At 48.4% G+C, this 26,978-nt stretch carries 22 protein-coding genes; 14 read left to right on the top strand and 8 right to left on the bottom strand.

The window, feature by feature from the left end; genetic code table 11:
- Positions 1–78 precede the first annotated feature (78 nt).
- The gene (locus BN1938_RS22435) at positions 79–2,634 is read left to right on the top strand and encodes a YfhO family protein (protein ID WP_050642605.1); all 2,556 of its coding nucleotides are present in this window, start codon (positions 79–81) and stop codon (positions 2,632–2,634) included.
- Between the two features lie 116 nt (positions 2,635–2,750).
- Here the strand turns inward: BN1938_RS22435 and BN1938_RS22430 are convergent, their stop codons facing one another.
- Positions 2,751–3,962 carry an FprA family A-type flavoprotein gene (locus BN1938_RS22430; protein WP_050642604.1) on the bottom strand — a complete coding sequence of 404 codons (1,212 nt, stop codon included), beginning with the start codon at positions 3,960–3,962 and terminating at the stop codon, positions 2,751–2,753.
- 299 nt (positions 3,963–4,261) lie between these two features.
- Between BN1938_RS22430 and BN1938_RS22425 the strand changes: the two genes are divergently transcribed.
- The 6 genes from BN1938_RS22425 to BN1938_RS22400 all read left to right on the top strand — a co-directional run bounded on the left by BN1938_RS22425 (position 4,262) and on the right by BN1938_RS22400 (position 9,002).
- Positions 4,262–4,975, top strand: coding sequence for a lantibiotic protection ABC transporter ATP-binding protein (locus BN1938_RS22425; RefSeq protein ID WP_050642603.1), 714 nt, complete (start codon positions 4,262–4,264; stop codon positions 4,973–4,975).
- Positions 4,966–5,742, top strand: coding sequence for a lantibiotic immunity ABC transporter MutE/EpiE family permease subunit (locus BN1938_RS22420; RefSeq protein ID WP_050642602.1), 777 nt, complete (start codon positions 4,966–4,968; stop codon positions 5,740–5,742). The genes BN1938_RS22425 and BN1938_RS22420 overlap by 10 nt, the downstream gene beginning before the upstream one ends.
- Positions 5,730–6,515, top strand: coding sequence for a lantibiotic immunity ABC transporter MutG family permease subunit (locus BN1938_RS22415; RefSeq protein ID WP_050642601.1), 786 nt, complete (start codon positions 5,730–5,732; stop codon positions 6,513–6,515). Before BN1938_RS22420 ends, BN1938_RS22415 begins: the two co-directional genes overlap by 13 nt.
- Before the next feature lie 70 nt (positions 6,516–6,585).
- On the top strand, positions 6,586–7,245 hold the full coding sequence (locus BN1938_RS22410) for a response regulator transcription factor (RefSeq protein ID WP_050642600.1): 660 nt from the start codon (positions 6,586–6,588) through the stop codon (positions 7,243–7,245).
- A gap of 77 nt (positions 7,246–7,322) precedes the next feature.
- Positions 7,323–8,642 carry a sensor histidine kinase gene (locus BN1938_RS22405; RefSeq protein WP_050642599.1) on the top strand — a complete coding sequence of 440 codons (1,320 nt, stop codon included), beginning with the start codon at positions 7,323–7,325 and terminating at the stop codon, positions 8,640–8,642.
- A gap of 9 nt (positions 8,643–8,651) precedes the next feature.
- Positions 8,652–9,002, top strand: coding sequence for an arsenate reductase family protein (locus BN1938_RS22400; protein WP_050642598.1), 351 nt, complete (start codon positions 8,652–8,654; stop codon positions 9,000–9,002).
- An 810-nt stretch (positions 9,003–9,812) separates the two neighbouring features.
- Here the strand turns inward: BN1938_RS22400 and BN1938_RS22395 are convergent.
- From BN1938_RS22395 to BN1938_RS22385, 3 genes are read right to left on the bottom strand one after another with little or no spacing between them, the layout of a single operon-like run.
- Positions 9,813–10,772 (bottom strand): DUF4097 family beta strand repeat-containing protein, encoded by a 960-nt coding sequence (locus BN1938_RS22395; RefSeq protein WP_050642597.1) that lies wholly within the window; start codon positions 10,770–10,772, stop codon positions 9,813–9,815.
- Positions 10,756–11,352 (bottom strand): DUF1700 domain-containing protein, encoded by a 597-nt coding sequence (locus BN1938_RS22390; RefSeq protein WP_050642596.1) that lies wholly within the window; start codon positions 11,350–11,352, stop codon positions 10,756–10,758. The genes BN1938_RS22395 and BN1938_RS22390 overlap by 17 nt, the downstream gene beginning before the upstream one ends.
- Positions 11,349–11,666, bottom strand: a complete 318-nt coding sequence (locus tag BN1938_RS22385) for a PadR family transcriptional regulator (protein ID WP_050642595.1) — start codon at positions 11,664–11,666, stop codon at positions 11,349–11,351. Before BN1938_RS22385 ends, BN1938_RS22390 begins: the two co-directional genes overlap by 4 nt.
- Positions 11,667–12,677: 1,011 nt before the next feature.
- Here BN1938_RS22385 and BN1938_RS22380 point away from each other — a divergent pair.
- On the top strand, positions 12,678–13,349 hold the full coding sequence (locus BN1938_RS22380) for a response regulator transcription factor (protein WP_050642594.1): 672 nt from the start codon (positions 12,678–12,680) through the stop codon (positions 13,347–13,349).
- Positions 13,346–14,365, top strand: coding sequence for a sensor histidine kinase (locus tag BN1938_RS22375; RefSeq protein WP_050642593.1), 1,020 nt, complete (start codon positions 13,346–13,348; stop codon positions 14,363–14,365). The genes BN1938_RS22380 and BN1938_RS22375 overlap by 4 nt, the downstream gene beginning before the upstream one ends.
- 151 nt (positions 14,366–14,516) lie before the next feature.
- On the opposite strand, the gene BN1938_RS22370 is transcribed toward BN1938_RS22375, so the two are convergent.
- Positions 14,517–15,056 carry a BMC domain-containing protein gene (locus BN1938_RS22370; protein ID WP_025657787.1) on the bottom strand — a complete coding sequence of 180 codons (540 nt, stop codon included), beginning with the start codon at positions 15,054–15,056 and terminating at the stop codon, positions 14,517–14,519.
- Positions 15,057–15,071: 15 nt separating this feature from the next.
- Complete coding sequence (locus BN1938_RS22365; RefSeq protein ID WP_050642592.1) at positions 15,072–16,421, bottom strand: 4Fe-4S dicluster domain-containing protein; 1,350 nt, start codon at positions 16,419–16,421, stop codon at positions 15,072–15,074.
- A 334-nt stretch (positions 16,422–16,755) separates the two neighbouring features.
- Here BN1938_RS22365 and BN1938_RS22360 point away from each other — a divergent pair, with 334 nt between their 5' ends.
- From BN1938_RS22360 to BN1938_RS22340, 5 genes are all read left to right on the top strand, one after another.
- Positions 16,756–17,517 (top strand): ABC transporter ATP-binding protein, encoded by a 762-nt coding sequence (locus tag BN1938_RS22360; RefSeq protein ID WP_050642813.1) that lies wholly within the window; start codon positions 16,756–16,758, stop codon positions 17,515–17,517.
- Entirely contained in the window at positions 17,517–19,490 is a 1,974-nt protein-coding gene (locus tag BN1938_RS22355; RefSeq protein WP_050642591.1) for an ABC transporter permease, read from the top strand. The genes BN1938_RS22360 and BN1938_RS22355 overlap by 1 nt, the downstream gene beginning before the upstream one ends.
- Positions 19,491–20,034: 544 nt before the next feature.
- Positions 20,035–20,982, top strand: coding sequence for an AAA family ATPase (locus BN1938_RS22350; protein WP_050642590.1), 948 nt, complete (start codon positions 20,035–20,037; stop codon positions 20,980–20,982).
- A gap of 8 nt (positions 20,983–20,990) precedes the next feature.
- On the top strand, positions 20,991–22,046 hold the full coding sequence (locus BN1938_RS22345; protein WP_050642589.1) for a DUF58 domain-containing protein: 1,056 nt from the start codon (positions 20,991–20,993) through the stop codon (positions 22,044–22,046).
- A gap of 14 nt (positions 22,047–22,060) precedes the next feature.
- Positions 22,061–24,127: a transglutaminase-like domain-containing protein gene (locus BN1938_RS22340; protein WP_050642588.1), complete on the top strand. Its 2,067-nt coding sequence runs from the start codon at positions 22,061–22,063 to the stop codon at positions 24,125–24,127.
- A gap of 422 nt (positions 24,128–24,549) precedes the next feature.
- Here the strand turns inward: BN1938_RS22340 and BN1938_RS22330 are convergent, their stop codons facing one another.
- Positions 24,550–26,166: an ABC1 kinase family protein gene (locus BN1938_RS22330; protein ID WP_050642586.1), complete on the bottom strand. Its 1,617-nt coding sequence runs from the start codon at positions 26,164–26,166 to the stop codon at positions 24,550–24,552.
- 12 nt (positions 26,167–26,178) lie between these two features.
- Positions 26,179–26,679 carry a phasin family protein gene (locus BN1938_RS22325; protein ID WP_148487261.1) on the bottom strand — a complete coding sequence of 167 codons (501 nt, stop codon included), beginning with the start codon at positions 26,677–26,679 and terminating at the stop codon, positions 26,179–26,181.
- Positions 26,680–26,978: the final 299 nt, after the last annotated feature.

Below are 26,978 nucleotides of genomic sequence, written 5' to 3'. Positions count from 1 at the left end.
TGGGACAATAAGCGGAAAGCTTCGGTTATTTGATTTCTACAGTTATGAATTAAAGGGAAGCGGATGGAGAGTTAAGCAATGTCGGAAAAATTTAGATCAGATGCTACAAGAAAACGAAATTTGCTGGCGCTGGGGATTATTTTCCTCAGCTCCATCTTTTTGTTTATCCTAATACAGGCCGGGAGTGGATTATATCCTTTTGGCAGCAAGTCTAATATGCTGTGGGATCAGGATATTCAGTATGTGGATTATTTTGCATATTACCGGAATGTATTGTTGGGAAAAGCAGACATCGGGTATTCGTTCACAAAATCTCTGGGCGGTTCCCTGGTTGCACTGTTCGGCTATTATCTTGGCTGTCCGCTGAATCTGCTTGTAGTGTTTTTCAAGACAGAGCAGCTGCCTTTGTTCCTGTTTATTCTTACGGCAGTAAAACAAGGGCTTGCGGGGGTGACTGCAGGAATCTTTTTCTGGAAGCGTTTTCCGGCGGTATCATTAAGGATGCGGACCCTTATTTCGCTCTCGTATGCTCTGATGCAGTACAATATGCTGCAGTCATCCAACATTATGTGGCTGGATGGTGTAATCCTTCTGCCGCTTTTACTGCTGGCTGTTTACAGGTTTGTTTCCGAAAACCGGAAGCGGTGGCTTTTCCTTACCGTTCTATTTTCCATTGCAATTAACTGGTATACAGGCTATATGACAGGTTTGTTTGCCGTATGTTATTTCCTGTACGAAAGAATCTTAAAGATTGACAAGCCGGACGCAAAGGAGCGAAAAAGGTTCATAAAAGATACCATATTATGTGGCGGCATCATGCTTGCAGGAGTGCTTGGAAGCTGTTTTATATTTTATCCGGTGGTGGTGGGCCTGCAGAAAGGCAAGGATGCTTTTGTTCCTGAGATCTTCCATCTGGCCACACATGGATCCCTCCTTGATGCATTCAAGGGATTTGCACTGGGCAGCTATTTTGAATCTGTATCGTTATACTGCGGTCTGCTCTTTTTTGGCTTCTTTCTCTATTATTTTTTCTCACGCCATGTGGAAAAAAAGGAGAAGATACTATCCGTAATCGCTGTGATGTTTATGCTGGTAAGCTGCTGGTTTGTACCGCTGGACTGCATCTGGAGCGGATTAAGGTACGTGGCAAGTTATCCGTTTCGGTTCGCTTTCATTGTCATTTTTCTTGTACTGTACCTGGCGGCAAGAGGGGTGCAGGAGTATGAAAAGGTAAGAGACGGCAAAAAAATGGCGGCGGTATATGCGGGCTGCATCCTGCTGTTCCTGGTGTACCATTTGGCGGGCGGATATGGAAAGAATCAACTGCTTTTGACAGAAGCGGTACTTGCAGTGTATGCTCTGCTGTATCTGCTTTCAGGAATGGGGAAACGAAAACAGGCAGGGCTGAAGAATTTAGTTCCAGCAGTGTTGGCCGTAGAACTGGTTTTAAACGGGATTATGACGTTTCAGATGAATTACGAGTGGAATCAGGATATTTCCGCTTACCAGGAATATACGGCGCGCAATGCAGAACAGGTTGCAGCGGTGAAAAAACTGGAATCGGATGAATTCTACAGGATGGACACTCTGAATAAAAGGTATGACGAGGAGAGCAGATGCTCGGCCTTTCTAAATGAGGCCATGGTTTATGACTATCGCGGTCTGAATCATTATTCCTCCACATTTGACGGAACGACAGGAGATCTGCTCCGGGATATCGGGTATTCCTCTGAGAGTACCATAAGCATCGTGTCCGAATCAAGCCTGCCGGCAGATTCCTTGCTGGGGGTAAAGTATCTGCTGTCTGCGGCAGAGGTGGCAGGCTATGAAAAAGTGGATTCCATACCGGAAGCAAACGGAAAATCCGTATACTATAATCTATATGCGCTGGACGCAGGCATGGAGGCGGCGGATACTGTTTATGAAAAAACGGAGAGTGCCAACCCTTTTGAATATCAGAATATATTGTTTTCCAAAATCCTCGGAAGAGAAGTAGCGCTTTATAAAAAAGCGGAGCCGGAGGTACGTATGGAAGACCAGGTGCTGATTTTTAGTATACCTGCGTCCGGAAAGGAAGATCTGCTCTATGGCTATGTAGATTCCTGGGTACATGACCTTGTACTATATGTAGATGGCGAGTACCGATGTAATTACGCCACATGGCTGAGCTATAAGATATTTAATGTCGGAGACGGGACGAAGGCGCATACAGCGGCACTGGACGGATATAGCGGAAAAGAACAGGATATGACGCCTTATTTCTATTATCTGGATCAGGATTTGTTCGAGGAAGTCATTCAGGAATTGAAGGGCAAAGAAATGGTAACAGAAAAATTTGAAGACGGATATGTGAAAGGCAGCTATACCGCAGTCGAAGACTGCAATATGCTCCTGAGTATCCCTTATGATGACGGCTGGACAGCCTCCGTGAATGGGAAGAAAGTGGAAATCAGGCCGGCAGCCAATGCCCTGATGGCAATTCCCCTCTCCGCGGGGGAGAATATAATTGAACTGAAATATGAAATACCCGGTGTGAAAGCAGGAATCGGGTTATCCATTCTGGGGTTATTCATGTTTTTGGGGATATGCTGGATGGACAGAACGAAAAAGCCGCATGCATTGCACAAGAATTGAGAGGGGCATATTTGAATTGTACGGCACCGATCGTATCCTTAAATTTCCGGCAGCACTGCTCCACAAACTTCAGCGTATTCCACTACGCCTGTGTTTGTGGAGCAGTGCTCTCGGAATTACTCGTTTCCGAGAATCTCTTTTGCAAGTCTTGCAGCTAAAACATCCATTTCTTCCATCTGTGAATCCTTCAGGGATGATTTCATAGCAAAGTTTTCCGTCAGGATTGTCATATTCTTCATTTCACCGATCTTAGCCTCCATGAGTTTAGCCGACATCGGAGCCCAGGTTCCGTTGCCAAGCACAGCGACCGTACGGTTCTGCACATTCAGCGCCTTCATGTCATCCAGATAATTGGCCATGACCGGGTATACCCCGCCGTTATAAGTAGGGGAGGCAAGCACAAGGTGGCTGTATTTGAAGCTGTCAGAAATCAGCTGGGATACATGGGTGCGGGAAATGTCATGAACCACCATGTTCTTCACGCCCGCATCGGCAAGCTTGACCGCCAGTACATTGGCAGCATTTTCCGTATTGCCGTACATAGAAGCATAGGCGATCATAACGCCGCGTACTTCCGGCTCATATGTGCTCCAGATATTATATTTTCCAATGATATAATCCAGATTGCTTCTCCAGACCGGTCCATGGAGTGAGCAGATATACCGGATGTCCAGCGCAGCGGCTTTTTTCAGTACATTCTGGACCTGTACGCCGTACTTGCCCACGATGTTGGTATAATACCTGCGGGCATCATCCAGCCAGTCTCTGTCGAAGTCGATTTCATCATTAAAAATCGTGCCGCCCAGAGCGCCGAAAGTTCCGAAGGCATCTGCAGAGAACAGAACCTTGTCGGCCTCGTCATAAGTCATCATTGCCTCCGGCCAGTGTACCATTGGCGCCATAACAAAATGAAGGGTGTGCGTACCACTGGAAAAGGTATCCCCTTCTTTGATGATGATTTTCCTGTCTTCTAAGTCCATATCATAAAACTGGCCGATCATGGGGAATGTTTTGGCATTACCGATAATCTGCATTTTAGGATAGCGCAGCGCCAGTTCTGCGATGAGGGAACAGTGATCCGGTTCCATGTGGTTCACAACCAGATAGTCCAGTGTTCTTCCGCCGAGAACTGCTTCTACATTTTCCAGAAACTGCCTTCCGATAGAAGCGTCTACTGTGTCAAAGAGAACGGTCTTCTCGTCCATCAGCAGGTAAGAGTTATAGGAAACACCGTTCGGGATGGGGAAAATGTTTTCAAACAGCTCCAGACGGCGGTCGCTTCCGCCTACCCAGTATAAGTCATCGGTTACTTTTCTAAAACAGTACATATGTGATCCTCCTTTTTATATTCCCCCAGGCAGTGAACAGGGCAGACGTGCAGGTATGGCCGTCCGGCTGCAGATACCGGGGAAGTTTGTCCTCAGTTCGTTATGTTTTTTAATAGAAATAGATTCACTGAATATGTGGCAGAAAATTGTCTTCCGTCACTATTCTACCATAAAAGGAAAAATACGCAACCCGAGTATCCACATTTTTTAGTTTATGTTACAATAGAAAATATTCAGTTCCCTTATAAATTCCTTATAATTGTCTTTTAAAATGTCCTTATAGACAAGGAGGTTTTAACATGAATGAGATGATTTTGGAGACAAAAGGAATTTGCAAGAGGTTTGGCCGTCAGGTTGTGTTGAACCAGGTATCTCTGATGGTGCCAAAGGGCTGCGTATATGGGCTTCTGGGGCCGAACGGCGCCGGTAAGTCCACATTGATGAAAATGTTTTCGGGTATGATGCGCCCGGATGAAGGAGAGATCTTTTTTGGGGGAAAGCCATGGAGCCGGAAGGATCTGAACAGAACGGGAGCGCTGATTGAGCAGCCTCCGCTGTATGACAATCTGACGGCACGGGAGAACCTGGAGGTACGCACCCTTCTGCTGGGGCTTCCGAAGAAAAGAATAGACGAGGTCCTGGAAATCGTAGATTTAAAAAATACGGGGAAGAAGCGGGCAGGGCAGTTTTCTATGGGAATGAAACAGCGTCTGGGGATAGCGGCGGCGCTTCTTAATAAACCCAGCCTTCTGATTCTGGATGAACCGGCCAACGGGCTGGATCCGTTTGGCATTCAGGAACTCCGAAATATGATACGGGATTTTTCCGATGAAGGAATCACTGTTATCGTTTCCAGCCACATATTAAGCGAGGTCGAGCAGGTCGCCGATTATATCGGGATCATATCGGGGGGCGTTCTGGGATATCAGGGCGGCATGAAGCAGGGAAAGGATCTGGAAAGCCTGTTTACGGATGTGGTCAGAAAGAACAGGGGGCTTGAGGCATGTTGTTAGCATATGTGAAAGCGGAGAATCTAAAAAACAGACATACCGTGGCCTCCAGGCTCTTTTGGCTGGTACCTCTTTTCAGCATTTTGCTGTCATTTGTTTTTTCGGGGCAGGACAGCCGGTATTACCAAATGAATCAGTATAACTGGTGGTATACAACGTTTTTCCCTATGCTGCTGCTTCTTAGCACGGCATTTGCAGGGCAGCGGGAAAGGAAGATGAAGAATAGGGCCATGGGAGCGCTGCCGATAAACATGAAGACTTTATGGAGCGCGAAGATCTTGTACAGCCTGAAAACGCTTGTACTTGCCGTTCTGATCTTATTCTGTGTACAGGAAGTGGTCAGCCGTCTGCTGGCTTCTGGCGGCGCCAGAGAGATCTCAGGGCTGACCGGCCTTGCGGCAGCTGTCCTGTGGATTGTGCTCAGTTTGTGGCAGATCCCGCTCTGGCTGTTTGTGAACCAGTCGCTGGGATTTGCCGCAGGAATACTTTTGGGCCTGGCAGGTAATATAGGGCTGGGAGTTCTGGGCGCTCTGTCAAAATGGTGGGTGGTGAATCCATTTGCTTATATCAGCCGCCTGATGTGTCCGATTCTGAAGATCCTCCCGAATGGGCTGCCGGCGGAACCGGGAAGCCAGACCTTTTTCCCGGAAGTATTAAAGATAACAGTCATCCCTCTGGGAGTCTGCATTTCTGTGGCGCTGTTTTTGGGAGTATGGGCCTTGACGGCCGGCTGGTATGCAGGAAAGGGGCGAAAAGGATGGGAAAGCTGAAACAGAAGAACAGAGGATTCCGGATGCTGTGTGCCGAATTGGTAAAGCTGCGCAGAACATGGATATTGTGGCTCCATATCATTATGCCGCTGACGGGAATCGTTATATTTCTTTTATACTACCGTATCTCAGGGTGGAGCAGCTGGGGGAAGATCTCGGGTTATGTGGAAGTGGTTTCAGTTGTATGCCCGACACTTGTAGGGTTTATCTGCGGACTTGCGGCAGACCAGGAAAAACAGGCAGGGCATTTTCAAAATCTTTTAGGGACAGGACAGCGCAGGACAGCAAATCTGTCTGCAAAACTTTGTACATTGCTGCTCTGGAACCTGGCAGCGGTGCTAGTGACGATAGTCGGTTTTGGCGCCGGATATTATTTGTTCATTGAACGGACTGCCGTACCGGAGATGTTTTATATAACAGTGACAGGACTGATCTGGATCAGCCAGATATTCACTTATTGCCTTCATCTGTTTTTAGGTCTGCGATTTTCGAAAGGCATTAGCATCGGGGCCGGAATTGTGGAAAGCCTGCTGGCCGCGATACTGATGACCGGGCTTGGGGATGGGATCTGGCAGTGGATACCGTGTGCCTGGGCGGGCCGTTTCACAGGATTGTATGTACAGCGTGCAGCTGGTATGGATTCCGCGGCCTGGGCGCTGGCAGAGTCCCAGATGAAAACAGGAGGAATCATGATGGCAGGAATCACCATTGCAGGGATTCTGCTGACATATCTCTGGTTTCATTATTACGAAGGAAAACGGATGGAAGATTAGGGGTGGGGGAAAGGTTCTTGCAAATTGACAGAAAAAAATGTTTAAAAACATGAGAGAGGGGATGTAGTGGATGGCCAGAATTCTTGCGGTAGACGATGAGCCGGCAATACGGAATCTAATACGGAGGGCTCTGGAAAAGGAGGGGCACTGTGTGACAACCTTAAATTGTGCGGATGAGATCATAATAGAAAACCTGAACCAATATGACCTGCTTTTGTTAGATATCATGATGCCGGGAACGGATGGTATCACATTTGTGAAAAAGATCCGCAGCCAGGTCGACAGCCCGATCCTTTTCCTGACGGCAAAGACAGACGAAAACAGTATCATGTACGGGCTTGCATCGGGCGGAGATGATTATATAACAAAGCCCTTTGGGATCGGGGAACTGCGGGCGCGGGTACAGGCCCATCTGCGCAGAGAAAAGCGGGAGAAGAGGCATACGGCGGAGGTGTCAGGTGTGCGCTTCGATCTGGCGGGTAAAACCGCCGGAGTTGGGGAATGCCGGGTGCCCCTTACAAAAAGCGAATATGAGATCAGTGAGTTTCTGGCAATGAACCATGGCCAGGTGTTTTCTAAGGAACAGATCTATGAGCGTATATTCGGGTATGACAAGGATGGGGACGTATCTGCGATTACAGAGCATGTAAAAAACATCCGCGCTAAATTTTCCCGGGCCGGCAGGGAGCCGATAGAGACGGTATGGGGGATTGGATATAAATGGAAATAAAACGTAAGGTAACGGTACAATCTGTATTTCGGAGGTTTTTGGTCTGGTTTTGTCTGATGACAGCAGGCCTTCTCTTGATGTGCGTAGTAATTTTTGGCGTTTTAAGTGCGGCAGGTGCAGTACTGCCGGCTAATTACAGTGAAGTGGCGCTGGAAAGGCGGCGTACAGAGATACAGGAAGCCGATATTGTGACAAAAGAAATGATACCGGACAATTGTCATTATGGGGTGTACAGCGAAGACGGTACATTTCTGTACGGAAACTTAAGTCAGAGCTTACAGGAAAAGGTGTGGAAAGAGTACAAAAGAGGCGGGAGCGGTGACAGCGCCTTAGGGTATCTGAAATATTTTCCGCGGGATGGAGAAGTTTGTCTGGCGGTCTATCAATTAAGAGCGGAGTTCACAAATCCGTTACTTAAAAAAATACTGCCGGGGGTACCGGAGGGCCTTTTTCTTTTATTTCTAATCCTGTTTTTCATACAGTCCGTTCTGTTGGTCCGGCGTTTCGGCAATGTGATACGCAGGGAACTGGAAGCGGTCAAGCAGGTGACGGAAAAGGTCAAACTTCAAAATCTGGATTTCGAAAAGCCGGCTTCCAGGATTGTGGAGATAGATGAAGTGATGGAGTCTCTTGTGAAAATGAAAGAGGCCCTGGAGGCGTCTCTTAAGCAGCAATGGGAAATGGAAGAGAACAGACGCCAGCAGATCCGCGCGCTGGCCCACGACATTAAAACTCCGCTGACCGTCATAAGGGGAAACACCCAGCTGTCCTGCGAAGCAGAGTCGCTGGAGGAGAGCAGGGAATGCCGGGAATATATTCTTCAGGAGACGGACAGAATAGAGCAGTATATCTGCATCCTGCAGGAAATGCTGAAATCTGACGGCGCCGTTAAGCTGCTGGAAGAAACCGTGGCAATCAGGGGACTTGCCGAATCCTTTGCTGAAAATGCAAGAGTCGTGGCATCTGCAGGCGGACGGAACTTAGAGGTTGTAATTTCCCTGATTTCAGACTATATTATTAGTGACAGGCAGATGCTCTTGCGCGCCTGGGAAAATCTGCTGGACAACGCAGTGGAATACACGCCCAAGGGCGGAAATATCACCATCAATCTGTACGAAGAGGAGAACAGGCTTTGTTTTCGGATCGAGGACAGCGGCCCTGGTTTTACGGAGGAAGATATCAGGCGGGGACCGGAACAGTTTTATCAGGGCGATAAAAGCCGGAATTCCAAAAGCCATTACGGTATGGGACTGTTCATAGTCCAGTCCTTCGCAAAACAACAGGGCGGAAGGCTCACCCTTGGCAACGCAGGCACCCATAAGGGAGCCTGTGTCTGCCTGGAAATCTGCATAAGGCCTGCGTGTCCGGAGATGAATGATAAGAAAAATGGAAAGTGAGGAAAACATATGTTATTCGTTTGTTACCCCAAATGCACCACCTGCCAGAAGGCCAAAAAGTGGCTGGAAGAGCAGGGCATCTCTTACGAGGAAAGAGATATCAAAACAGAAAATCCCCAAAAAGAGGAGCTGAAGGAGTGGTATAAAAAAAGCGGTCTGCCGTTGAAAAGATTCTTCAATACAAGCGGCATGCTGTACAAACAAATGAACTTGAAAGATAAACTTCCTGAAATGAGCGAGGAAGAACAGCTCGAACTGCTCGCAACCGATGGGATGCTTGTAAAACGTCCTATAGTAGTGGATGGGGATATCGTACTCACGGGCTTCAAGGCGGCTGAGTGGGAGAAATTGAGGAGTTAGGGAGTAGCGGCGGGGGGACGCGGGACACCTGCCAGGGATGCCGCCTGTGGTGTCAAGCGGGATCTCTGCCTGTGTTTTCGGCTGCCGGCCGTTTCGTCTAGTTCCCGTAGGGATAAAATAGAAAAATCTGATGGAACCAGCGACATGCAGCCCACAATTTGATAATTGTGGGCCTTAGTCGCCTCAGACTTTGCTTGGGAAAGCAAAGTCTGTCCATCAGATTTTTCTATTTTATCCCAACGGGAACACGACACACTTTGAGGCGTCCAAAAACACAGGCAGAGATCCCGCTTGACACCACAGGCGGCATCCCTGGCAGGCTGCGTTCATCCGGGCGGAAGATACCTAACTTTAGGGGGATTTCTTACGGGAGAGGCGGATGGTCACGGGCTAGGGAGCAAATGCTTCTGTCCTCCAATCTTTCCGTCTTCCCCAGTCAGCAGTGTCCCTAATCCCCATAAAAAATCCGCAGCCCCCGTCCCCGGAGCGCCCTCTCCGGGGAAAGATTTTTAACTACCGATCGGATGAGCCAGCTGTGCGGAAGCGTGGCCGGGCTATCCTGGATGCGTCTTTTGTGGTGTTACAGCCGCTTCATCAAAATGAAAGCCGGCATATGAACTTTTTGCAGGGCTACAAGCCCTGCAAAAAAGCCGACTCAAGCGGGAATGCATCCGGCATTCCCGCTTGAGTCGGCGGTGTTCATCATGCTGGCTTTCATTTTGATTAGCGGCTGTTACACCACAATACCGTATCCAGGATAGCCCGGCCACGCTTCCGCACAGCGTCCCCTTCGACTCATACTACAAATCTCTATTCCCTCCGCTCACGGATATCAATATCTCCGGAGTCGGCGTAGATTCTGATGAGCTTTTGTTCTGTTCCGTCTGTCTGATAGTATTCTTCAGAGTCGTCCCTGTCCCTATAGTACCCTTTTGGTGCGTTCTCAGGAAGGTAGATCTGGCCGTATTCGGCCTTGATGTCAAAGGTGTATGTCTCCAATTTTTCTGGAAGGTACAGGTCCACATCCCCGTATTCGCTGTTGCAGCTCAGGGAGCTGAGTTTGGCTGCGTCCAGGGAAAGACTGCCGGAATCCAGCTGTATTTTTGCAGTATCACATTTGAAATTCTCTATGGTGCTGTCCCCATATGCGCTGTATAAAGTGAACGCTTCGGTTTCTATGTCTTTCAGTTCCAGGTCGCCGCCTTCAAGAGTTAATTTCAGGGAGCTTGAACTGTTTTCTTCTAAGGTAAGGTCACCGTAATCTAATGAAATATCCATATTTGCAGCATTGGTTCCGGTTACGGATACATCGCCGGAATCGTCGTATATTTTCAGTGCGTCAAGGGTCTTGTCTTTTGGCACGTATAAGTTGATATAGGTGTTGAGCGAGTCGCCGACTGTGGAGAAGGCGAGAAATACACCGTGGTTCTGATCTGGCTGATAAAGGGTGAATTTACCATCAGTTACGTTATACTTGGGAGTTCCGAACGCCTGATCCAACAGGTATTCTACATAATAGTTATTGTCTTCCGATGGCAGAACCCGGATATCGGCATAGGCATCCATGGTGATGTCTGCTTCCGTGAAGGCTTCCAGCTTCGTTTTTTCCAGCGTGACGGGATCGGAAGTTGCAGAGTTGGGATGAATCCCGCCTCTGGAGATGGAGACGCCGGCCCTGCCTCCAAAGAGATAGCCGATTCCGGCAAGCACGGCGCCTGCCGCCATGAGGCAGACAGAGACAGTTATAATTTTTTTAGTGATTGCTTTCATTCTTTTTCCCCCCTTTAGAGATATTTCCCAGTGATTTTGAAGTCTTTCCTAAAAACCAGCGGCAGAAATTGACAGCCCCATAAACAAGAAGCACTCCTGCGCCCAGCGCGAATAAGCCTAATCCGATGGTTGCAAGGCCGTCTGCAAATGTGGAGAAAAGCAGGATACCACCTCCGAAAACACCGATGATACCGCTTGCTACAACTGCTACTGCAGCCAGAAACAAACAAAAGATTACGGCCAGTATCACGATTAAAAAGCAGATAAATACGGCCAGCAGAGCGAATCCCAGCGGAAGTGCTATTGGTGCGGCACAGATCCCCAGAATGCCGATCCAGATGGCGGACAGCCCTCTTTTGACAGTCTTGGGCGGTTCCTGCACATTTTTTGCCGCAAGGTCTATAATCAGTTGATTTGCGGCATCCTCGGGGGAACCGAGATCCTCGATTGCCTGCTGCTCAAATTCGGGTCCTGCCTCGGCAAAGTATTCTTCGAAATATTCCATCGCCTTATCATAATCTTCTTTGGGAAGACGGCGCAGCTTATGTGCGAGCGTCCTCATATATTCTGTCTTAGTCATTGCGAAATCCCTCCCTTAACAATCTCATCAATTGTTGTCTTATATATTTCCCATTCTTTCAATAGTTCCTGGTGATGTGTCTTTCCGATCTCTGTAATTGTATAATATTTTCGGTTGCGCCCCTGATACTGCTGGTCATAAGTCTCTACATACTGACTATCCTGCAGTCTTTTCAGAATTGGATATAGAGTAGAATCCTTTGTGTTGGCAGCCTTTTTAATAATCTGACTGATCTGATAACCGTATGCATCATCATTAGCAATTACCGATAGGACTAGAAAGTCGAACATCGGGGTGTTCAGTGTAAAGGTCATGTTATCATTCCTTTCTATATGTTTTTGTTTTACATATATCTTTTATGAGTATATTATATTCTGTATAATATATATTGTCAATACATATAATCTAAAGAATTTCAAAAGATAATCTTTAGAAGGACTTTCATATTGCAGTTAACATCCAAATCGGGAATTAGTGACGCGCTTTAGTCGCGGCACGGATGGGGGACGCTCCATAAAGGGATAGCCGAAAACCTCCCGGAGAACATCCATGTCCTTTCAAAAACGCGGCCGCGGGCCTAAGAAATTCTAGGCGGGAAACAGCCCTGAAAATGGAGCACCACTGACACATCACGAGAAATCCGATGATTTCTCGCGCTGGGTCAGCTGATTTTTGGATTCGGAATCCAAAAATCTCTCCATTTTCAGGGCTGTTTCCCACCAAGAATTTCTAAGGCCCGCTTAGAGCGTTTTTGAAAGGACATGGATGTTCTCCGGGAGGTTTTCAGCTATCCCTTCATGGAGCTGGCGCATCCAACCGGCAGGAAAAAGCTCGTTTCTAAGGAGGGGCCTCAAACGGGGGCAGCGTATGGATATAGAATTGGCGGGACTTTTATGTCCCCAGTAGGTGTATATAAGCAAGGTAATACGGCTTCCAGTTCATACACATCTGGAAGATGAAAAGATACGCATAGCCAATCCACATCCGCTGCCCTGGTCCGGGATCCCACCCGGTTGGCGGGCTTTCCTACCGATTTGATGAACCAGCTTTATGACAGGGAGGCCGCGGAGGTGTTGGGGCTGTTCTAGAAACACTTAGCAGCACGGGTGCATATCGCAACGGCATATACAGCCCCAGCACTTCCCCGGCCTCCCTGTCATGAAGCGTCCCCATCCGTCGACTAGGCTAAAACTAGCCGACTAAAATTAGGTATTGTGATATGCAAAAGAAGCAGAGTATAATAGGAGAAGAAAGATGACAGTAAATAACAGAAATTGTGTGAGATTTGCACAGGGGTCTGACCCCTTTGCAAAGGAGAGGGCATTATGTATAAGATTTTAATTGTAGAAGACGATCTGACAATTGCGAAGACGATTGAGGCACACCTGGTGAAATGGGACTATGAGGTGAGATGCATCAAGGATTTTAAAAATGTCCAGGAGGAGTTTATTGCGTTTGAGCCTCAGCTTGTGCTGATGGATATATTGCTCCCATTTTATAATGGATTCCACTGGTGTTCGCAGATCCGGTCGATATCGAAAGTACCGATGATCTTCCTTTCCTCCGCCAGTGATAATATGAATATTGTTATGGCCATGAATATGGGCGGGGATGATTTTATTGAGAAACCATTTGACCTGAATGTGCTTACGGCAAAGATCCAGGCGCTTCTGCGCAGGACGTATTCTTTCCAGGGACAGCTGAATGTGCTGGAGTACAAAGGCGTTATTTTGAATTTGAATGATGCCGCTTTAACATACGAGGGCAGGAGGCTGGATTTGACGAAAAATGACTTTAAAATCCTCCAGATTTTGATGGAAAATGCAGGGAAGATTGTGAAGCGCGAGCGGATTATGGAACGGCTTTGGGAAAGCGATGAGTTTATAGATGACAATACATTGACGGTTAATATTACGAGGCTGCGCAGAAAACTGGAGGGAATCGGAATCACGGACTTTATCTGTACAAAGAAAGGGATTGGGTATCTGCTGGAATGAAGAAAAAACTGGGCTTTTTTATAAAATCTAGATTAAAATATATCATCCTGTTTCTTGTTATACTTGGGATATTCTGGCTTGTTCTGTACCTGTATAACATTAGGTCAGATGCACTGGGATATGCGGTACTGCTGTCTGCAGTGTTGTCTGCAGTGTTTGCAGTGTGCGATTTTACCGGCTTCTGCCGCCATGTTGAAAAGGTAAAGGAAGCGCAGGCGGCCCTGCCGTACGAGTGGCGAGAGGCGCCTTCTACGACGGATCTGACGGAATTACTGTACCGTGAAAAGTTAAAAGTTTTGTTTGATTATAAAGAAGAAATGGAAACAGGGGCCCGCATTGGGAGACAGGAGATGTTGGACTATTACGGCCTGTGGGCCCATCAGATTAAGACCCCCCTGGCGGCTATGCGCCTGCTGATGCAGTCATTTGAGGAAGGGGAGATCGAGGAGGAGGCAGAGCTGATCCGACCAATGAAGATGGAGCTGTTCAAGACGGAACAGTATGTGGAAATGGTGCTTTCTTATCTGCGGATGGGGGATATGTCATCCGATCTGTCTCTGCAGTGGTACTCTATTGATGATATCGTTCGCCAGGCGGTGCGCAAATATTCTCAGCTTTTCATACTGAAAAAAATCCATCTCAGTTATCAGAAATGTGAGGGAATGGTATTGACGGATGAAAAGTGGTTCCTTCTCGTCCTGGAACAGCTGCTGTCAAATGCCTTGAAATATACAGGTCAGGGTACCATTTCCATATATATGGAGCCGGGGCCGGAAGAAGTGCTTGTAATAGAAGATACAGGCATCGGTATCCAGGCGGAAGACCTGCCCAGAATATTTGAAAAGGGATTTACGGGATACAATGGGAGAAAGGATAAAAAGTCAACGGGTATCGGATTATATCTCTGCAAATCCATCTGTGACAAATTAAACCACGGCCTGACCGCTGAATCTGAAGTCGGAAGAGGCACAAAGATACGGCTGTATCTGCACCGGGAACCTCTGGTTACAGAGTAGTAAGAAACTGCGGTAGAAAATAAAGTAAAAAAGAAGCTCTGCCATGAAGGTTCCCACCATGGCAGAACTTTTCTTTATATAAATAGGAAAGTGCTCAGAACTTTCCTATTCCACTTTGTTCAACGATAAAACGCCTTAACGCGGCATTTTTTTACATCAGTGCCTCAAACAGTTTCTCAGTCGGCCGTGGAATAACCACACTGTTAACCATCAGTTCGCTAACAGCCTCCGCAGCCTTAACTGCAGCCGTCACAGCACTGACATCGCCGCACATGGTAACAAATCCCTTGCCGCCCACGGCAAAACCGGTGCGGATCTCGATCAGATGAATATCGGCAGCTTTCGCAGCGGTATCCGCCGCTACAATTGCAGAAGATACGGAATAGAACTCAATCACGCCCACAGCTCCGGTGGTCGGAACCTGTGAGGTATTACTGATCGCTGGCATCAGCTGGTCGCTGATATTGGGGATCAGCAGTTTATCTACCAGGAATGGCCCTGCTATCTCTTCCCCTACATTCATAGCAGCATTCACGCTGCTGGTATCACCGCCGATAATGATGAGATATTTACCGGGGCAGATCGTGGATGACCTTAATAATTCAACCTCTGCGGCCTTGAGTACATGGTCGCAGGTCTCAATTCCTTTCGCTATACTGGACAATTCTAACATTCCTACTGAATTTCCCATTTTTAAATTCCTCCATTAGTTTACATTTATTCGAATACCGTTTGGTGCTGCTTCGGTGACTGTCCCGTTCACGCTTGCGTGAATATTGGCTGACAGCGCTTTTTCATCTGCCTGACCGATTAAGTCGCCTTTATGTATGGTGTCGCCGGCTTTAACAACTGCTGCCGCCGGCTTGCCGATATGCTGTGATAATGGAATGAATACTTCCCTGGGAAATAGTTCCGTACAGCTGTGTGCATGCAGCCCATTATATTTTCCGAGCCCCAGACGTGCGATCAGGCGGTCGGTTGGAATCCGGTTGAGATCAATCGTCGGCCTTGCCGTCGGATCCGGAGTCTTATCGATCATAATTCCGCGTTCACGAAGCTGTACCTTCATATAATCATTCACTTGTCTCGGGGAGAGTCCCATTGGACATGAGAACATCTCACAGACGCCGCAGCTGCAGCAGTTCACTGCATCGCCGTAGCATTTCGCGAATTCTTCGTTGGAATCAATCGTCTCTTCTCTCCAGACATTTCTCATTACAAGATGAGGCTTGATGCTGTGTCCGATCTGGAAACGCGGGCACAGATCTGTACACATTCTGCACTGGATACAGGCGCTTCTCGCCTGATGCTTAATCCTCTGGATGGAAACCTGTGTTCTCCTGATCAGATAGTGGTCCTTCGGGAGAACGATGATGTTGCCGGTTGTCTTTGTCACGACCTGCTGGTCAATGGCGCTGTCATCTGCAAAGACCTTCCCCATCATAGGGCCGCCGAGAATGACGGCATAATCGGAGATCACAGGCTGCGCCGCCTCGATGCATGTTCTGACGGATGTTCCGATGGGCACCTTCAGCATAATGGGTTCCTTCACTTCGCCGACAACGGATAAATACTTGTCCGTTACCTTGTCACCGTTTGTCAGTGCACGGTAAATGCCAATCACGGTTCCCACGTTATCCACGACGGCACCGACTTCAATCGGAATGCCGCGCTCAGGGACGGTCCTGCCGGTAACCTGCTGCACGATAATCTGTTCATCCCCGGCGGGATAGAAGGTTCTCATCTCAAAAATCTCGATATCTGCATTATTTTTTTCAATTGCCTCTCTTAAAGCGGCAATTTCGGCTTTGTATTTAGCTTTGAGCGCTATGTAAGACTTCTTTGCCTCGAGATGTCCGGCAATATACATGACTCCTTTAATTAACTCATCGGCAAAGGTTCTGCACAGATACTTGTCAGTCTCAATCAATGGTTCACATTCGGCGGCATTGACGATAAAATACTCGGCCTTAGTGTTCAACTTCACATGCGTAGGAAATCCTGCCCCGCCGGCCCCTACAATACCGGCATCTTTTACTGTTTCAATTAAACTCATAGCTTCTTTCTCCATTCATTGATTTTCGCGAAAGCAGCAGGCCTTTTACGGAATAATCGTGCAATACACAGCGATTCCGGGGAGACAGCTGCCCGCGGGGCCAAAGGATATTTGGCCTTGTGGACATAGGATGTGTTTATCTGATAAAATAATAACACAGTGCCATCATATCATATTTTTCGTAAAAGCAACAGAGAAAAATGACCGAATCTTACAAAAACGTAAGGATTTCCCCGGGTTTTGAAAGGCAAAGTTATGGATGGAGACAGTGCTGGTGCCTTATAATATGTGCATAGACAGGAAAACAATGAGGAAAGAAAGGCAGGAAAGCTTTATGTCATTATTAGATGTGAAAAATGTAAAAAAGATTTATACAACCAGATTCGGAGGCAGTCAGGTGCAGGCCCTTGCGGACGTCACCTTTTCCATAGAGCCGAGGGAATACGTGGCAATTATGGGAGAATCCGGTTCCGGAAAAACGACATTGCTGAACATTCTGGCATCTCTGGATAAACCTACCAGCGGAAAAGTACTACTGAAAGGACGTGACTTAAGTACTATAAAAGACAGGGAAATGGCGGCATTCAGAAGGCAGAACCTGGGCTTCGTCTTCCAGGACTTCAACCTGCTGGACACCTTTTCACTGGAAGACAATATCTACCTTCCGCTGGTTCTGGCGGGGAAAAAATACGAAGAAATGAGACACAGGCTGGAGCCCATAGCCGCCCAGCTTGGAATCACAGATCTGCTGAAAAAATTCCCCTACGAAGTCTCCGGAGGGCAGAAACAGCGTGCGGCTGTTGCCAGGGCTCTGATCACGAGACCCCAGCTGATCCTCGCTGATGAACCGACGGGAGCGCTGGATTCCAGAGCTTCGGACGACCTGATGAATCTTTTCAACACAATCAATCAGAACGGGCAGACCATTCTGATGGTAACACACAGTGTAAAAGCCGCAAGCAGTGCGAACCGCGTCATGTTTATCAAGGATGGGCAGGTCTACCACCAGATATACAGAGGCAATCAGACAAATGAGGAAATGTACCAGAAAATCTCCGAGGCGCTGACTGTCTTAAGCACAGGGGGTGAGCAGTAATGTTTTATCCAAAGCTTGCATTAACAAACTTAAAAAAGAACGGAAAGACTTACATCCCCTACCTGCTGACCTGTGTGCTGACAGTCATGATGTTCTACGTGATGAATGCCATCAGCAGGAATACAGGGCTGGATCAGATGCAGGGTGCAGATACACTGAGGCTGGTTCTGAGATGGGCGGTTACGATTACGGGAATATTTTCCGTGGTATTTCTGTTTTATACGAACAGTTTCCTGGTTAAACAGAGAAAAAAGGAATTCGGGCTATATCAGGTGCTGGGGATGGATAAGGGCAACCTGACCAAAATGATGGCATGGGAATCAATCCTAACAACCCTAATCAGTATCCTTTTGGGTCTGGTGCTGGGCGTTCTGCTTGGAAAGCTCATGTTTCTGATTTTATTGAAAATGATCCATTTTGAGGTTCCACTGAAGTTTGCGGTAGAACCGGCGGCCATGATCGGCACCATTGTACTGTTTCTTATTACGTTTGCGATAACTTTTATCTTCAATCTGTTTCAGGTGCAGAAGGCCAATCCGATCGAGCTGCTGCACGGCGGCAGCCAGGGAGAAAAAGAACCAAAGACAAAGTGGCTGTTCGCGCTGATCGGGGCGGTGACCCTTGGAATCGGCTACTATATTGCGCAGACCACGGACTCCCCGCTGGCAGCCATAGGTAAGTTCTTCACGGCAGTCATCCTTGTAATTATAGGAACATACTGTCTGTTTACTGCCGGAAGTATTGCTGTCCTGAAAATTCTGAAAAAGAATAAAAAGTTTTACTATCAGAGCAGGCATTTCACCGCCGTATCGGGAATGATATACAGAATGAAACAAAATGCAGTGGGACTTGCAAATATCTGTATCTTAAGCACTATAGTCCTGGTCATGATTTCCGTTTCCGTTTCGCTATATGCAGGCATGGAGAATCTGCTGGCAACGCGTTTTCCTACGGACATGGATGTGATGGTTTTTGACGCGTCACAGGAAAATCGGGACAAGACGGACCATATTATAGAAGAAGAGACAAAAAAAGCCGGGGTAAAGATAGAAGACCGAAAATCATACAGTTCCGGAAGCTTTACTGTAATATATGACGAAAAAAACAGTACGGTTCTGCTGGAAGAAAAGCCGGATAAATCTTACACAACAGAAGACTTCAGATGGCTGGAGATCATCCCCTTATCAGACTACAACAGGCTGGAGGGAACCAATGAGACACTGGAGCGAGATGAAGTACTGATCCATATGTCCGGCGGAGAATGGAAGTCAGACGTGCTGCAGATAGAGGATGTATCCTATAAAGTAAAAAAGGCGGTCAGCCTGAAAGAAGAGGCAGAGAATGAAGTTTCCGGAGCAGTGGAGGGAATGGTCGTAGTGATGTCAGATATACAGCAGATCGCAGACCTAAAACAGCAATACGGCTATGAAGGTGCAGACACGATCATCTATTCCGATTCCTTCAACATGAGCGGAAAGGAAGAAGATAAAAATACAGCTGCAAAAGCAATAGAGCAGCGTCTGGCAAAAGAGGTTGCAGAATCACGCATCGAGTACAGAGAAGCCTACAGAGGAGAGTTTTATGTAATGTATGGCGGATTCTTATTCCTTGGCGTATTTGTAGGTGCATTATTCCTGATGGCCACTGTCCTGATTATCTATTACAAGCAGATATCTGAGGGCTACGATGACCGCGGCCGCTACCAGATCATGCAGAAAGTAGGAATGAGCAAAAAAGAAGTAAGACGTTCCATCAAAACCCAGGTACTAATGGTCTTCTTTCTGCCATTGATTGCAGCCATTATCCATGTAGCCTTCGCCTTCAAAACGGTTACAAAACTGCTGGCGGTCATGAACCTCACAAACGTACACCTGTTTTTCCTATGTACCGTGGGAACGGTACTCATATTCGCAGTATTTTACGCAGCCATATTCCTAATAACCTCCAAACAATATTATAGGATTGTGCAGTGAAGGCATTTTGGCGGTTGAGGGGACGCTTCAGGAACCGGACATAGGGGCATCTGGAGACGAGGTACAGCGGTAAACTGGAGTAAAGCAAAATAGAAGGAAAACCGGGGCAACCTGGCCACATCACGCGAAGCCCTGATGGCTTCGCGCGCTGGGGCCAGGGATTTTTGTGATTCGGAATCACAAAAATCACCCCGGTTTTCCTTCTATTTTACTTAACTCCAGCTAACCGCCGTAAGACGCCTCCAGATGCCCCTATGTCCGGTTCCTGAAGCTGGTGCATCAAGACGGTAGAAGTGGCTTCACTGACGGGGGATCTTGGCGGGGGCAGCGGATGGAATCGATGAAGCGGGAAGGAATGGCTGGGGTAGTAGATTTCGTAAAAGGGCAGGATATCTATAAAGGTAAAGGGGGCTTTAATATACGCATAGCCAGTTTCATCCGCCCCCGTAGTCCCTCCCGCCCTAGACAGGCGAATCCATTCCCCAAACCTTTCGATTATATGATATAATTTGGGGAACAAGTATTTGTCAGGAGGAGGCGTTTTATGTCTGATTATAGAGAGGCTATTGATGCGGTGCTTCAAGAGGTCGGCAGGGCCGTTGTTGGGAAAGAGGAGATTACGGAAAAGATTATGATGGCGATTCTGGCCGGGGGGCATATTTTAGTGGAGGATATTCCGGGGATGGGAAAGACTACCATGGCCCTTGCTTTTTCTAAAGCTATGGGGCTTGAGGAGAAGCGGGTCCAGTTTACTCCGGATGTGCTTCCTGCCGACCTGACAGGGTTTACGCTGTATCAGAAGGCGACGGAGCAGTTTGTGTACCAGCCGGGGGCGGTGATGTGCAATCTGCTGCTGGCGGATGAGATCAACAGGACCTCGCCAAAGACGCAGTCCGCTCTATTGGAGGTTATGGAGGAAAAACAGGTGACCGTGGATGGGGTGACCAGAAAAACGGGGAATCCTTTTATTGTGATCGCTACGGAGAATCCCGCCGGTTCTGCGGGAACACAGCTGCTTCCGGAGTCTCAGCTGGATCGTTTTATGATCTGTGTCAGTATGGGGTATCCGAGCGTGAAAGAAGAAGTAGAGATTATGAAGAGAAACCAGTCAGGGCGGAGTACCGGGCCCGTAAGACGGGTGATGACGGCGGAGCTGCTTGTGCGGGCACAGGAGGAAGTGAAAAATCTGTTTATACATGACGCCGTATACACTTATATTGCCCAGCTGGCAAAGGCCACCAGAGGCGGAGAACACATTGCGATGGGGCTGAGCCCGAGGGGAACCGTGGCCATGGCGGCTATGGCTAAGGCCGGCGCTTATATGAGGGGCCGGGAGTATGTGATTCCAGATGATGTGGCGGATGTGTTTCAATGTGTGGCAGGGCACAGGGTACTGCTCAGCACCAAAGCAAAGGTCGGGCATATCCGGACGGAAGATGTACTGGAACAGATCCTGGAAGAAGTGAAGCCACCGGTTATGAAAAGGCGTTAGGTGACGGCATGATAAGACGAACAGTTGGATATGCGGCGGCGGTTCTGGTAACCGGGTATCTGTTCCTGATGTATGATACTCCGGCCCTTTCAGCCGCTTTAGTGCTGGAAATCCTGTATCCCGTTGTTTCATTTGCCTGTCTGCACAACATGTCTGCCAGGTTGACGGCGGGGATCGGTAAGGTTCCGGCTATGGGGGAGAAAAACCAGAAAATCAGGGTGAAATTATGGGTGAATAATACCTCCAGGATCTGGAATGGGAAATATGAACTTCGGGTGAAGATCGGCGGAAGAAATTCTGGTCAGATGACGGTAAAAAAGATGTCCGGAATGCTGGAGCCGGGCAGAAAAAAAGCGCTTCCGTTTTATTTTACATCGGAATACTGCGGAAGCATGGAAGTCGCGTTGGACGGTATGAAAATCTTCGACTTTTTCGGGTTGTTTTACAGAACCATTCCCCTTGCGGATAAGGCTTATGTAGGGATCATGCCCAAGGCAGGGCTGATGCCTTTGGAAATTACGAGACGAACCCGGGAGTTTCTGGCCGATGCGGATGAATATTCCGTAGAGAAAAGCGGGGATGATCCCTCTGAAATCTATCAGATCAGGGAATACCGCCCATGGGATTCTGTACACGATATCCACTGGAAGCTGACAGCCAAGGAAGATGCACTGATGGTGAAGGAATACAGCTTTCCCCTGGGATGTGTCGTGCTGGTCTGGATGGAGTATCCGAAAAAAGGGCAGAGCAGTGAGGGATTCAGTAAAATGCTGGAATCAGCCGCTTCCCTGTGCATGACGCTGGCGGAGGAGAAATGTATTCATATGGCTGCCTGGTTTGAAGAGAAGAATATGAGAATTGTGAAATGGAAGGTCAGCAGTGAGGAGACTGTGCACAGCCTTTTGTGGAGAATGCTGGAAATGGAGCCGTATACGGATGACAATATGCGCAAAGCCTGCTATGAAGATGCATTCCGCGGGGAGCATTTCAGCAGTATTGTTAAAATCGACGGACAGGGCGGGATAACCGTCGATGGTGAAAAGCAGGAATTACTGCAGCTTTAGGGAGGAGACTGCCGATGAAAAACAGAAAAGAAGGCAAATCAGGCATCAGGCTGTTTGAACAGAAGAGCAGAGAGACATCCGGGGGAATGAACCGGATCAGTCTGTTTGCGGCAAGAGCATTGTCTGCGGGCTTTCTTGCCGCGGCATGGTGGGAGAGCCTGCTGTCCGTGTTCCCCCTGCATGTATTAAAAGCCTGGCTGTACGGCTGCCTTTTTCTGCTGTCCATATTCTGGCTGTGGTTGTGGGGAAGCAGGGGAAAGAAAAAAATACTGTATCTGGCTGCAGGAGGCGCGGCCCTGATATTTCTGGCATGGAAAAACCGTGTGCCTGCCATAGCAGTAGTGAATTCACTGGCGAATGCCTATCTGCGTATTCACGAGGAGGGCAGTGTGCCGCTTCTTCTCTATGAAGTGCCTGAGGTCTCCAAGGTCCTGCTGGCCGTGGGGATTGCGGCAGCCACCATACCAATCATAGCGGTATTTTCCCTCGTTCTGGTCCGCGGAAAAGGAAAGGCGGCCGTCATAGTGCTGCTTTTAATTCCGGCAATCCTTTCTGCCACGGAAGGTTATTTTCCATCGGTGAGATCCTGTGGTCTGCTGGTTTTGGCCTGCGGTATCTATTTTGCCATAGGAACAGGCAGTACAGCGAGATCTGTCTGGGGAAATGCATTGACAGCCGCGGTGCTGGTCTCTGTGCTCTGCGCAGTCTCCTGGGGAGCAGCAGGCCGGATCGAGGCACATAAGACCGTAGAAAATGGGGTGTATATCCGGGCACAGGCAGCAATCGAGAAACATGTCATCCAGAGGCTGGAAGAGGCTGCCGGTGCATCAAAAGAAGAGGAAGAACCAAAAGAAAAAGAAGAAGAGAAGCCGGAAGAGCCAAAGGATACTGCACCGGAGGAAAACCAGGATAACGAAATACAGAACGAGGAAGATACCCAGGAAGGACTGTTTCCAAACGCAGGAGGAACGACAGCCGGAATCCCCCATGACCTGTTTTCACCGGATCAGTCAACAAGCCTGCAGAACATCGGATATTTTCAGCCGGGAGACGGAAAAGGACTTGTAGTAGCGTCCCCAACCCGCCCCGAGAGCACCGTTTATCTGCCGCTGACGTTCGGCGCAGTCTATCAGGACAGTACGTGGAAAGCTCCGGAAGAGAATGATGAGATACCAAATCAATATAGAGGATATCCAGGAAATCTGACCCGTCTGATCAGCCTGTGCGAAAAACAAGAGACCCATTCAGCAGAGGAAGCCGCAGAATTTATACAGAAAGAGTTTGAGGAAAATACGGTATACGATTATGAGCCCGGGGCCACCCCTTCGGGGCAGGACTTTGCCGAATACTTCCTGTTTGAAAACAAAAAGGGATTCTGTGTCCATTTTGCAACAACGGCCGTCCTGATGTACCGTATCATGGGATACACAGCCAGGTATGCCGAGGGCTACGCCATCCCTCCATCGGCCTATAAAGAGCAGCCGGACGGTTCCTACCGTGCAGAAGTAACGGGCGACATGGGCCATGCCTGGTGTGAAACCTATGAAGACAAATGGGTCATAAGAGAGCACACCCTCCCATACACCGGAGACAGCCAGGCAGCAATACCGCCCGCATCCGCCAGCAAACCCGCAGTAAGCCGTCCGGTCTTATCGAAGCCGGCCCAGGCCATCCTGACAGCCCTCCTGCTGGCATTCCTGTGCACAATCCTAACAGCAACACAGGCTGCCGTGCGAAGAAAAAAGAAAGCAAACGCCCTACAAAAATACGCCCAGGGCAAGGGCATAACCGAGATCTGCCTGGCCTTCTGCGCGGCCGCCGCCGTCCTGGGCACAAACATAAAAACCCCATTCAGCACAGATTCCTTCGAGACCCTAAAAAAGGTCCTGCCGGCCCTGACCGAACAAGACTGCAATACCCTCCGGCAGGCCGCCCAAAAAGCAATGTACGACAAAACCCCGCCCCCAAAAGAAACCCACCAAAACTTATACGCCCTTTACCTAAAAACATCAAAACACATCCAAAAAGACCTGCCCCTAATCAAAAAGCTCCAATACCGCTATATAAAATGCCTGCCCTAATCAAAATCAAAACAATATATAAGCAAGCAAATCCTTGTCCCAATACAGCCCCGCCATCCATCCCCACCCATCCAAGCCACAAAATACCGACTTTCACTCCCTACGGCAGGATGCGCCCAGCTTTGCGGAAGGCGAACCGGGAGGGGCCGGGAAGGCGTGTGTTGTTTTGCATAGCGTAGAGCGGGCTTACCGGCAGTTAGAGGAACAACAAAGGATTGCAGGGATGGAAATTGCTCACCAAAGCAATTTCCAAAGAGGCCTGAGCCGTCTAAGCATCGGCTTAGACGGTGAATGCCGCTGTTTCCCTGCAATCCTTTGTTGTTCCTCTTACTGCCGGTTAGCCCGCGGGTCGTAATGCAAAACAGCACACGCCTTCCCGGCCCCTCCCGGTTCGTCTTCCGCAAAGCGGCCCCTCCCCTCCACTACTTCCGCCGCGCCAGCAATATCCTGACAATCAATCCAACGATGATCACCCCAGAGACCGTATACCCCAAAAAGCTGATCCAAGGTATCCCGAACCACTGCGGAATTGTGCGTACATGAATAATCATTCCGGAGCCTATGAAGAGAGCTGCCGCCAGTATACTCAGAATAAACCGGTCAGCCGTTTTATGAATATCGGCGCGTATCTCCTCGGAATCAGAAAGCTGCAGATTCAGCTGGGCCTGTCCATTCTTGGTAATATTAAGCAGATCAGAAATCTGTGCCGGAATCTCCATGGACTTATCCATAGAAGTATAAAGCTGGCGTCCCTTATGCCTGAGCAGCTTTTTTATATCCAGTTCTTTCAGCAGGAGCGTGGACATGTGCATGGAAAGAATCTGCAGAATATTGACGTCCGGGGCACAGGCTGCCAGCGTTCCCTCCATCGTGACCATGCTCCGTCCGAGCAGCGTAATGTCCGGGGTAATTGCCAAACGATGTTCCTTCACAAGAGAAAGCATGCGCTCAATTAATTCTCCCAGCTTCATTGTTCCGAAATCCATGGACATATATTTGCTTAAAATATCATCAATGTCTGTATAAAGTCTGGCATGGTTGACGCGTTCCTGGGGGTCCCCGAATGCCAGAAGCACATTCTTCAGAGAATAGATATCGTGTTCCAGAATCGCCGTGATCGCCTTCTTGAGCAGCTGTTTGTTGTGTTCAGTCAGCCTGCCCGTCATCCCTAGGTCAAGCCAGGCGATCTGTCCGCCGGCTACCCAGAGATTGCCCGGATGGGGATCCGCATGAAAAAAACCATCCTCGAGTATCTGCTTACAGTAGTTTTCGGCAGCCTTCTGGCCGATCTCTGTCATATCATAGCCAAGCTCTTGGAGGCGTACTGTCTCGTCGATCTGTATTCCGTCAATATACTCCATCACAAGCAGCCGCGGAGTAGTGAACTCATGAAATACTTTTGGACAGGTGACATACACAATATCCCTCTGGTTCTCATAAAAAAGATTCAGGTTTGCAGCTTCCTGAAGAAAATCGATTTCTTCCCGGGTGGTCTTCCAGAGTTCATCCAGAATCGTCCTGAAATCAATCAGGTCTTCCGTTCCTATAGCCAGTTTCAGAATACCAGCGGCCTTTTTTAGAAGCAGAATATCGTCCTGCATGATCTCTTTTATGGCCGGCCGCTGTATTTTAATAACGACCTTTGTACCATCCTTCAGGACTGCGGGGTGCACCTGGGCAATCGAAGCAGAGCCGAGAGGAGTCTCCTCAATCTGTGAGAAGATATTTCCCGCCGGCTCTTTGAGCTCTTCTTCGATGACTCCAGACACAACGGAATAGGGCAGGGGGCTCACCTCTGTGCGCAGCTTCGTCAGCTCACGGCAGTAATTTTCCGGAAGCATATCTGAACGCATGGACATAATCTGCCCAAGTTTTACATAAGTTGGGCCCAAATCTTCCAGAATCTCGCGGAGCTTAGCCGGGGTGAGCCCACGGGTTATGTGATGTTTACCAAGTACCTGCAGGATCTCCCGCAGGCGCTTTTGGGAAGCCGGGGGTTCTGCCTGGGATGTCTCCGGGGTTACGATTGTTTCATTCATAGGCAGAACCTGCTATTGGGGGTCCTGAGGGACAGCAGCTTCTGCTTCCTCTGCCGGGCTGTCCTCAGTACAGGGGTCTTCTCCTGCCGGGCTGTCCTCAGTGTCGGCAGCTTCTTCCGCTGCTTTACAAGAGTCATCGCTATCCTCATCCATGGCCACGTCCCCGGACTTTTCCTCTGCAGCTTCTTTGGCGGCTTTCTCTGCAGCTTTTTGTGCTGCGGCTTTTTCGACCTCTGCGATTTTGGCCTTGAGTGCTTCCAGCTCATCCTCTTTCATATGGTCTACTGCGGCCATTGCATCTTTGTATTCCTTCACAACTGTGACAGATACATGCTCCTTCATCTTTTCCTTGGCGTTTTTTTTCAATTCTTCATTGAGGACTTTTCCCTGCTCAACAGTAATCTCGCCTTTTTTTACCAGATTCTCAACCACATCTTTTGCCGTTTCCGCCGTAGTGGCTACCGCACCGACACCTGCAAGAAATATTTTCCTTAATCCTTCGTTTAATTCCATAAATATACCATCCTTTCTAGAGAATTCAGTCAATTAGTATAGAAATATTATACCACAAATCATGGAGATGATTTCTTAAAATTCCATAAGGAAGTTAAGAGGCCATTTTTCACGGGGACGCGCACCATTCTGCACGGCATCCGGGCCAATAAACTGATGGGTTAAGAGTAGACCTTTTCCGGGAAATATGATAGTATTAGGGCAGTGGAGCTGGAGAAGGACCGTGTGTTTTCGTGCCGGGAGTTTGTGGAGGCCGGAAATAGCGGCCAGGAAGAGCTGCTTCGAAAAAAAGACATTTG

Source organism: Eubacterium sp. SB2 (assembly GCF_001244405.1).
Taxonomy (GTDB): Bacteria; Bacillota; Clostridia; order Lachnospirales; family Lachnospiraceae; genus Faecalicatena; species Faecalicatena contortus_B.
This window is presented reverse-complemented; position numbering and strand designations above follow the sequence as displayed.